Origin of the sequence: Mesorhizobium sp. SARCC-RB16n, from assembly GCF_008520305.1 — a bacterium.
Taxonomy (GTDB): domain Bacteria; phylum Pseudomonadota; class Alphaproteobacteria; order Rhizobiales; family Rhizobiaceae; genus Mesorhizobium.
The window spans coordinates 476294-485543 of record NZ_ML703263.1 but is presented as its reverse complement, the minus strand read 5'-3'; the positions used below and the strand labels follow the sequence as shown (position 1 = coordinate 485543).

Sequence of the window (9250 nt, the reverse complement as noted above, 5' to 3'; positions counted from 1 at the left end):
GATTCAACGCAATCGTGAGGTTGCCTGATGAGCGCCAGCGCACTCACCATTTCGGGCGTCGACAAGTTCTATGGACCGATCGACAGGGGCGTTCACGCCGTCAAGAACCTGACGATGGAGATCGGCAAGGGCGAGATCGTGGCGCTGCTCGGCTCGTCGGGCTGCGGCAAGACCTCGACCTTGCGCATGATCGCCGGCTTCGAGGAGGTCTCGCGCGGCGCGATCGCGGTCGCCGGCCGCAAGGTCCACACCTTGCCGCCGGTCAAACGCAATGTGGCGATGGCCTTCGAGGGCTACTCGCTCTATCCGCCGCTGACCGTGCGCGAGAACATGGCCTTCGCCCTCAAGGCCGCCCGGCTGCCCAGGAGCGAGGTCGACGCCAAGGTCGCCAGCATCGCCAAACTGCTGGAGATCGAGGACATACTGGAGCGCTATCCCAGCTCCATTTCGGGCGGCCAGCAGCAGCGCGCCAGTCTCGGCCGAGCGCTCATCCGCGAGGCCGACCTGCATCTGCTCGACGAGCCGATGGGGCAACTCGAGCCGCAGCTCCGCGCCGTGCTGCGCGGCCGTATCAAGCACTTCATCAAGGAGCGCGGCCTGACCGCGATCCTGGTCACCCACGACCAGACCGAGGCCAACGCGCTTGCCGACCGCATCGCGGTGATGGAAGGCGGCGTGCTGCAGCAGTTCGACACGCCGGACCGGATCAAGGAGCGCCCGGCGAACCTCTTCACCGGCACCTTTGTCGGTGAACCGCCGATGAACGTCTTCGAGGCCTTTGTCGGGACGGCCGCCGGCCGCATCAATCTCAGGCTGCCCGACGGCCTGTCGCTCGACTACGACAGGGACGCCTTCAGCGCTCCGGTGCGCGACCAGCTGCTCAGCCGCGAACGGGTGGTCATCGGCATCAGGCCCTACGCGGTTCGGCGCTCGAAGGAAGGTGTTCCTGCCAGGGTGTCGGCCAACCAATGGCTCGGCGACCAGACCCACATCGCCGCCGACTTCGCCGGTGGTTCGCTGGTGCTGGTCGAACATGACCGCACCCGGCTCGACCTCGGCGCGCCGATCAATGTCAGCATCGACCCGAGAAACCTGCACGTCTTCGATCAGGCGAGCGGCAAGGCCATCTCGCACGGCATGGAGCTCGCGTGATGCGCGACATACTGATCGGCATCGATGCCGGCACTTCGGTCATCAAGTCCATTGCCTTCGACACGGCGGGCCGCCAGATCGCGGCCGCGGCAACGCCGAACCACTATGAGACGCTGCCGGGCGGCGGCGCCGAACAGGATCTGGCGCGCACATGGGCCGATGCCGCCACGACCTTGCGCCAGCTTGCCGACAAGGTACCCGATCTCGCCAGCCGGACCGTCGCCATCGCCGTGACCGGACAGGGCGACGGCACCTGGCTGATCGATGGCAAGGGCGAGCCGGTGGCCAAGGGCTGGCTCTGGCTCGATGCGCGCGCCGCCGGCGTCGTCGAGGAAATCCGCGCGCGGCCCGATGACCGGCTGCGCTTCGAGAAGACCGGCAGCGGGCTCGCCGCCTGCCAGCAGGGCTCGCAGTTCGTCTTCATGAAGCGCACCATGCCCGAAATGCTCGGCAAGGCTGCCACCGCGTTCCACTGCAAGGACTGGCTCTATTTCAAGCTGACCGGCGAGCGCGCCACCGATCCGTCCGAAGGGACCTTCACCTTCGGTGACTTCCGCACCCGCGACTATAGCGACGACGTGCTCGACGTTCTCGGCGTCGCCGATCTCAGGCACCTGCTGCCGCCGGTTGTCGATGGCACGAGGCATAGTACCGGACTGTCGCCTGCGGCCGCCGCCGTCACCGGCATGCTTGCCGGTACACCCGTCGTGCTTGGCTATGTCGACGTCGTCTGCACCGCGCTCGGCGCCGGCCTCCTCGACCGCGAACGCAAGCCCGGCTGCTCGATCATCGGCTCCACCGGCATGCATATGCGGCTGGCCGAAACGCCCGACGATGTGCAGCTGAATGAGGCGGCGACCGGTTATACGATGGCGATGCCGGCGCCCGGCGTGTTCGCGCAGATGCAGTCCAACATGGCGGCGACGCTCAACATCGACTGGGTGCTCGGCCTTGCATCGGGCATTCTCGCCTCGCAAGGCATTTCGCGCAGCAATGGCGAGATGATCGCGCTGGTCGATGCCTGGATCGCGGCGTCGCAACCTGCTTCTCTGCTCTACCAGCCCTACGTATCGGAAGCCGGTGAGCGAGGGCCGTTCGTCGATGCCAATGCCAGGGCCGGCTTCGTCGGCATTTCCTCGCGGCACGGCTACGCCGATCTGGTGCGCGCCGTCTTCGAAGGCTTGGCCTTCGCGGCGCGCGACTGCTACGCCGCCATGGGGCCGCTGCCACGCGAAATTCGCCTGACCGGCGGCGCCGCCCGAAGCCCGGCGCTGCGCAAGATCCTGGGTGCCGCCATTGGAGCCGACACGCGCACCAGCGCGCGTGAGGAGGCCGGAGCCGCCGGTGCGGCGATGATCGCGGCGGTCTGCGTCGGCCAATACGCCTCCATGGACGAATGCGTCGGCGAATGGGTGACGCCGCTGCTCGGCGAGGCCGAGCCGAGCGACCCGGACCTTGCCGCGATCTACGACAGGATGACCCCGTCCTACATGCTGGCGCACCAGGCCCTGCGGCCGGTCTGGCGTGCCATGGCGACATCGCAGGAAAATTGAGAAGTCGAGTATGCCCAGGAAAATAGCGATCATTGGCGACAACTTCATGCTGCCTGAGGTGTTTCGAGCCAAAATCGAGAACGTCGCCAGTGGCGACCTCGATATCAGGATATTGCAGACGGCCTGGCCCGACGAGCCGATGGAGTTCGGTAACGCCGCGCTCGGCCTCGACAAGGTCAAGGAATATTTCGGCCGTCCCGACGAGGTCGTCGACTTCATCGGCGATGCCGAAATCCTGGTCACGCAGCTGGCGCCCCTGTCGGAGGGCATGATGCGGCGGCTGCCGGGGCTCAAGCTGGTCGCTGTGTCGCGCGGCGGCCCGATCAACATCGATATGGAAGCGGCCAGGGCGAACGGCATCACCGTGGTCAATGTGCCCGGCCGAAACGCGACCGCCGTGGCCGAGTTCACCATCGGCGCCATCCTGGCCGAGACGCGGCTGATCCGGGTCGGCCACGAGGCCTTGCGCAAGGGGGAATGGCGCGGCGATCTCTACCGCGCCGACCGCACCGGCCGCGAACTCGGCGAAATGACCGTCGGCGTGGTCGGTTACGGCAATATCGGCACGAAAGTGGTGCGCCTGCTGCGCGCCTTCGGCTGCCACGTCCTGGTCAGCGACCCCTATGTGCAGTTGAGCGCCGAGGACCGCAACGCCGGTGTCGAACTGGTTGCGCTCGACGATCTCCTGTCGCGCTCCGATGTGGTCACGCTGCATTCGCGGGTGACCGGGGAGACACGTGGCCTGATCGGCAAGGACACGATCGCGCGGATGAAGCCGGGCGCGATCTTCGTCAACACCGCGCGCGGGCCGCTGGTCGACTACGACGCGCTCTACGAGGCGCTGGTTTCGGGGCAGATCGCCAGCGCCATGCTGGAAACCTTCGCGGTCGAGCCGGTGCCCTCGGACTGGCCCTTGCTGCAACTGCCCAACGTGACGCTGACGCCACATATCGCCGGCGCTTCGGTCCGCACCGTGACCTATGCCGCCGAGCAGGCCGCCGAGGAGGTCCGCCGCTACATCGCCGGCCTACCTCCGGTCAATCCGTGCTGAGAGCCGTGGCCATGGAGCGCAAACCCGGCATGGATACGAGATGAGCGACGGCCCTGACATCGTCGACCTCTTCGTCATTGGCGGCGGCGTCAACGGCGCAGGCATCGCGCGCGACGCCGCCGGCCGTGGCCTTTCGGTCATCCTGTGCGAAAAGGACGATCTCGCCCAAGGCACCAGTTCACGCTCGGGCAAGCTCGTCCATGGCGGCCTGCGCTACCTCGAATATTACGAGTTCCGCCTGGTGCGCGAGGCGCTGATCGAGCGCGAAGTGCTGCTGGAATCGGCGCCGCACATCATCTGGCCGATGCGCTTCGTGCTGCCGCACAGCCCCGACGACCGGCCGGCATGGCTGGTGCGGCTCGGCCTCTTCCTCTACGACCATCTCGGCGGCCGCAAGCGGCTGCCGGCCACCCGCACGCTCGACCTGCGCACCGCGCCCGAGGGGGCGCCGATCAAGGACAATTTCAAGCGCGGCTTCGAATATTCCGACTGCTGGGTCGACGATGCCCGCCTCGTTGTCATCAATGCGCTCGACGCCGCCGAACGGGGCGCGAAGGTTTTCACCCGCACCGCCTGCACCGCCGCCCGCCGCGAGGGCGGCCTCTGGGTCGTCGAGATGCGCGACGCCAGGACCGGCATCAAGACCAGTGTGCGGGCCCGCGCGCTGATCAATGCCGCCGGCCCCTGGGTCAACGACGTCGTCAACCGCGTTGCCGGCCAGAACTCCAGGCGCAATGTCCGTCTCGTCAAGGGCAGCCATATCGTCGTGCCCAAATTCTGGGAGGGCCGGCAGGCCTATCTCGTCCAGAACAGCGACAAGCGCGTCATCTTCATCAATCCCTACCAGACCGATCTCGCGCTGATCGGGACCACCGACATTCCCTACGAAGGCCGGCCCGAGGACGTGACCGCGGAGGAGAGCGAGATCGACTACCTGATCAGGGTGGTCAACCGCTATTTCAAGCGCGGCCTTGCGCGCGGCGATGTGGTCCATTCCTTCTCCGGCGTCAGGCCGCTCTACGATGACAACGCCGACAATCCGAGTGCGGTGACCCGCGACTATATTTTCGAACTCGACGCGCCGGACGCGCAGGCGCCGCTGCTGTCCGTCTTCGGCGGCAAGATCACCACTTTCCGCAAACTGGCCGAGCATGCGTTGGACAGGATCGCACCGTTCTTTCCCCACATGGGCAAAGCCTGGACCGCGAAGGCGCATCTGCCCGGCGGCGACATCGCCAATGCCGACTTCGAACAGTTCCTCGGCGACCTCGCAAACGAGTATCCATGGATGCCGGCATCGCTGCTCAAGCATTACGGCCGGCTCTACGGCACTAGGACGCGGTCTGTGGTCGGCGGCGCCCGTTCGCTCGCCGCGCTGGGGCGGTGCTTCGGCAAGGATTTCTTCGAGCGCGAGGCGAATTATCTGTTCGAGCAGGAATGGGCGGAACATGCGGCCGACATTCTCGAACGGCGCACCAAGCATGGTCTGCATCTGTCCGCCGAGGAGAGGTTGGCCTTCGAGCATTGGTGCGCGAGCCGGCAGGCGAGGGCAGGCTGATGGCGCTCGTTGCCGCCCCTATTCGGCGACGGCGTTGAAAGGATCGCGACGTTGGCCTTCACGCTCTCCCTCAACACCAATCCGCTGGTCAACCGCTTCGCCGAGCCGGACGACCTGATCGACACCGTCGCTTATGGCATCGGCGTCAGAGACATTCAGCTCACGCATGAATTCGTCAATCCGGGCTGGCCGGCGGCGACGATCGTCAAATTCATCCGTCTGTTCCGCACTGCCTTGAACCGCACCGGCGTGCGTGTGACGTCGGGAATGACTGGCCCCTACGGTCGGCTCAACCATTTCGGCCATCCCGACGCCGATGTGCGCCGCTACTATGTCGATTGGTTCAAGACGTTCGCCGACATCTCGGCCGAGCTTGGTGCCGGCGGCATGGGCACGCAGTTCGCCATCTTCACGCATCGCGACTTTGACGACCCAGAGCGCTGCGCGCGGCTGTTCGACATCGCGCTTGACTGCTGGCGCGAGGTCGCCGAACACGCCCGGGCGGCAGGCCTGAGCTACCTGTTCTGGGAGCCCATGTCGGTTGGCCGCGAGTTTGGCCACACCATCGAAAGCTGCCGGATGCTGCAGGATGCGATCGATGCTGCCGGCATGGCCATTCCGCTGGAGATGATGGTCGACATCGACCATGGCGACGTGACCTCCTCCAACCCGGCCGATATCGATCCCTATGCCTGGGCCGAAGCCTTCCCCCGGAAGTCGCCGATCATCCATATCAAGCAATCGTCGATGAACAAAGGCGGCCATTGGCCGTTCACCGCAGCCCACAACAAGGACGGCCGCATCACGCCTGAGAAGCTGCTGGAGACGGTGCGGCGCGGCGGCGGCACCGAAAACGAAATCTGCCTCGAACTATCCTTCCGCGAGCGCGAGCCGGTCGACCATCAGGTGGTCGCCATGATCCGCGAGTCGGTCGACTACTGGGCTCCCTTCATCGAGACCGGCAGGCCCAGCCTGCTGCCGAAGGCCGGATAGAAAACGGACAGGAGCCGACGCGGCTCCTGTCCATGAAATGCAACCAGATCGAACTCAGGCAAATTTCGGATCGAGGCTGCCCGACTTGTAGCGCTTGGCCATTTCCGAAATCGGCAGCGGCTTGATCTTCGGCGCATTGCCGGCGGTGCCGAATTGCTCGAAGCGCTCCTTGCAGAGCTTCCTCATCGCCGCCATCGCCGGTGTCAGATATTTGCGCGGATCGAACTCGCTTGGGTTTTCTGTCAGCACCTTTCGGATCGCGCCGGTCAGCGCCATGCGGTTGTCGGTGTCGATGTTGATCTTGCGCACGCCGTGCTTGATGCCGCGCTGGATCTCCTCCACCGGCACGCCCCAGGTGGGCTTCATCTGGCCGCCATATTTGTTGATGATCTCCTGCAGGTCCTCCGGCACCGAGGACGAGCCGTGCATGACCAGATGCATGTTCGGCAGCCGGCGGTGGATCTCTTCGATCACATTCATCGCCAGCACCGCGCCGTCGGGCTTGCGCGAGAATTTATAGGCGCCGTGGCTGGTGCCCATGGCCACCGCCAGCGCATCGACATGGGTGTCGCGCACGAACTGTTCGGCCTGCACCGGATCGGTCAAAAGCTGGTCGTGGCTGATCGCGCCTTCGACGCCGTGGCCGTCTTCCTGCTCGCCGCCGCCGCTCTCGAGCGAGCCCAGCACACCGATCTCGCCTTCCACCGACACGCCGCCCCAATGCGCCATGTCGACGACGCGTTTGGTGATACCGGAATTATAGGCATAATCGGCCGGGGACTTGCCGTCTTCCTTCAGCGAACCGTCCATCATCACCGACGTGAAGCCGTACTGGATCGCGGTGACGCAGGTGGCTTCGTTGTTGCCATGGTCGAGATGCATGCAGACCGGGATGTCGGGGTGGATCTCAACCAGCGCGTCGATCAGCTTGGCCAGCACCACGTCATTGGCATAGGCGCGCGCACCGCGGCTCGCCTGCAGGATGACCGGCGACTTGGTCTCCTCGGCCGCCTCCATGATGGCGAGGCCCTGTTCCATGTTGTTCATGTTGAAGGCCGGCACGCCATAGCCGTATTCGGCGGCGTGATCGAGCAATTGTCTCAGTGTGATGCGAGCCAACGATTAGTCTCCCGTATCTGGTTTCAAACCTGTGGTTGCGGGCTGTCCGCGCATCGTTCAGCCCACCGATGCTTCTGGCCGGAATTCCGCGCAACCGCAACCGTGACAGACCGTCCCTGCCGCAATTCTTGTTACAGCGTCGCGATAGAAGCCGGCGAAGTATCCCATAGAAATATCCCATTATCACAGAAAATATGATATTTGTGCGATGATATCTGTTATGTCTGGGCCTCAATCGAGAGCCAGGCTTCTGTGTTGGCGGATCGGCGACAATGAAGAGCGACGATAGGCGGCAAGGCATCATGGACTTCCTGATGGACGCCGGCGCGGCGAGCGTGGACGACCTGGCTTCGCGTTTTGGCGTCTCCAGGATGACCGTGCACCGCGACCTCGACGACCTGGAGGAGAGCGGCTTCCTGCGCAAGGTGCGCGGCGGCGCCTCGATCCAGCCGAGCAGCCTCTTTGAAAGCGATTTTCGCTACCGGCAGAAGCAGGCGACTGGGGAAAAGCAGCGCCTCGCGGCGGCAGCCGTGGCCATGATCGAGCCCGGCCAGACGGTCATTATCGACGACGGCTCAACGGCGGGCGGCATCGCGCGGCATCTCGCCGATCTCAGGCCACTGACGGTGATCACCAACAACCTCGCCGTCATCCAGGATCTGGCCGGTGCCGGAGGCATCAACCTGATCGCGCTCGGCGGCCAGTACTCGAAGAAATTCCATGGCTTCTTCGGCCTGCTCGCAGAGGCTTCGCTGAGATCGCTGCGCGCCGATGTCGCCTTCCTGTCGTCATCCGCCATCCACGGCGCCTCCGCCTACCATCAGGACCAGGAAGTGGTGCAGGCCAAGCGGCTGATGATGGCTGCGGCGACACGCAAATATCTGCTGGTCGATCACGGCAAGTTTGGCCGCAGCGCGCTGCATTTCCTGACCGATCTCAAGGCATTTGACGCCGTCTTCACCGGACGCGAGCCAGAGCCCGGGATGCGCGCGACGCTGGATGCGGCCGGCGTCTCGCTGACGGTGGTCGCCGACAAGGATTGAGGGTCAAGGAGAGTACGCGTGGTTTACTGGGTCGGTACAAGCTGGAAGATGAACAAGACGCTCGCCGAGGCGCTTGATTTTGCCGGGACGCTGGCCGGCTTCGTGCCGGGTTTCGACGAACGCATCCAGCCTTTCGTCGTCCCGCCCTTCACGGCGGTGCGCGAGGTCAGGCAGGCGCTGTCGGCAACGCGCGTCAAGGTCGGCGCGCAGAACATGCATTGGGCCGACGCCGGCGCCTGGACCGGCGAGATCTCGCCGGTGATGCTGAACGATTGCGGCCTCGACCTGGTCGAACTTGGTCACAGCGAGCGTCGCGAACATTTCGGCGAGACCGATCGCACGGTCGGCCTGAAGACGGCGGCTGCGGTCAAGCATGGACTGACACCGCTGATCTGCTTCGGCGAGACGCTGGCCGAGCGCCAAAGCGGCAAGGCCGATGCGGTGCTGACCAGCCAGGTCGAGGGCGCATTGCAATTCCTCGAGGGCGAGGCGAGGGCAGCAAAAATCCTGTTCGCCTACGAGCCGGTCTGGGCGATCGGCGACAAGGGCATTCCGGCCAGTTCCGACTATGCCGACCAGCAGCAGGCGCTGATCAAGAAGGTCGCCGGCGGCCTGCTGTCGTCCGTGCCGCCGGTGCTCTATGGCGGCAGCGTCAATCCCAGCAATGCCGCGGAACTGATCGGCCAGCCCAACATCGACGGCCTGTTCATCGGCCGCTCCGCCTGGCAGGCCGAAGGCTACATAGACATCCTGCGCCGCGCGTCAGCCGCGATTTGAATCA

General features: G+C 65.0%; 8 protein-coding genes. 7 read left to right on the top strand and 1 reads right to left on the bottom strand.

The window, feature by feature from the left end; genetic code table 11:
* Positions 1-27 precede the first annotated feature (27 nt).
* The 5 genes from C7I87_RS10905 to C7I87_RS10885 are packed head-to-tail and all read left to right on the top strand — an operon-like array spanning position 28 to position 6307.
* A complete protein-coding gene (locus C7I87_RS10905; protein ID WP_149904192.1) occupies positions 28-1152 on the top strand; it encodes an ABC transporter ATP-binding protein in 1125 nt (374 codons plus the stop codon).
* Positions 1152-2705, top strand: coding sequence for an FGGY-family carbohydrate kinase (locus C7I87_RS10900; protein ID WP_149904191.1), 1554 nt, complete (start codon positions 1152-1154; stop codon positions 2703-2705). Before C7I87_RS10905 ends, C7I87_RS10900 begins: the two co-directional genes overlap by 1 nt.
* 10 nt (positions 2706-2715) lie before the next feature.
* Entirely contained in the window at positions 2716-3756 is a 1041-nt protein-coding gene (locus C7I87_RS10895; RefSeq protein ID WP_149904190.1) for a 2-hydroxyacid dehydrogenase, read from the top strand.
* Between the two features lie 40 nt (positions 3757-3796).
* Positions 3797-5314: a glycerol-3-phosphate dehydrogenase gene (locus tag C7I87_RS10890; RefSeq protein ID WP_149904189.1), complete on the top strand. Its 1518-nt coding sequence runs from the start codon at positions 3797-3799 to the stop codon at positions 5312-5314.
* Positions 5315-5365: 51 nt separating this feature from the next.
* The gene (locus C7I87_RS10885) at positions 5366-6307 is read left to right on the top strand and encodes a sugar phosphate isomerase/epimerase family protein (protein ID WP_149904188.1); all 942 of its coding nucleotides are present in this window, start codon (positions 5366-5368) and stop codon (positions 6305-6307) included.
* Positions 6308-6361: 54 nt separating this feature from the next.
* Here C7I87_RS10885 and fba read toward each other — a convergent pair whose 3' ends face one another.
* A complete protein-coding gene (gene fba, locus C7I87_RS10880; RefSeq protein ID WP_149904187.1) occupies positions 6362-7426 on the bottom strand; it encodes a class II fructose-bisphosphate aldolase in 1065 nt (354 codons plus the stop codon).
* A gap of 272 nt (positions 7427-7698) precedes the next feature.
* Here fba and C7I87_RS10875 point away from each other — a divergent pair, with 272 nt between their 5' ends.
* The gene (locus tag C7I87_RS10875) at positions 7699-8469 is read left to right on the top strand and encodes a DeoR/GlpR family DNA-binding transcription regulator (protein ID WP_149904186.1); all 771 of its coding nucleotides are present in this window, start codon (positions 7699-7701) and stop codon (positions 8467-8469) included.
* Positions 8470-8487: 18 nt separating this feature from the next.
* Positions 8488-9246, top strand: coding sequence for a triose-phosphate isomerase (locus C7I87_RS10870; RefSeq protein ID WP_149904185.1), 759 nt, complete (start codon positions 8488-8490; stop codon positions 9244-9246).
* Positions 9247-9250 lie beyond the last annotated feature (4 nt).

Excerpts from the sequence above, each read along its gene's own strand:
- C7I87_RS10905 (WP_149904192.1), top strand. The coding sequence starts at position 28 with ATGAGCGCCAGCGCACTCACCATTTCGGGCGTCGACAAGTTCTATGGA.
- C7I87_RS10900 (WP_149904191.1), top strand. The coding sequence starts at position 1,152 with ATGCGCGACATACTGATCGGCATCGATGCCGGCACTTCGGTCATCAAG.
- C7I87_RS10895 (WP_149904190.1), top strand. The coding sequence starts at position 2,716 with ATGCCCAGGAAAATAGCGATCATTGGCGACAACTTCATGCTGCCTGAG.
- C7I87_RS10890 (WP_149904189.1), top strand. The coding sequence starts at position 3,797 with ATGAGCGACGGCCCTGACATCGTCGACCTCTTCGTCATTGGCGGCGGC.
- C7I87_RS10875 (WP_149904186.1), top strand. The coding sequence starts at position 7,699 with ATGAAGAGCGACGATAGGCGGCAAGGCATCATGGACTTCCTGATGGAC.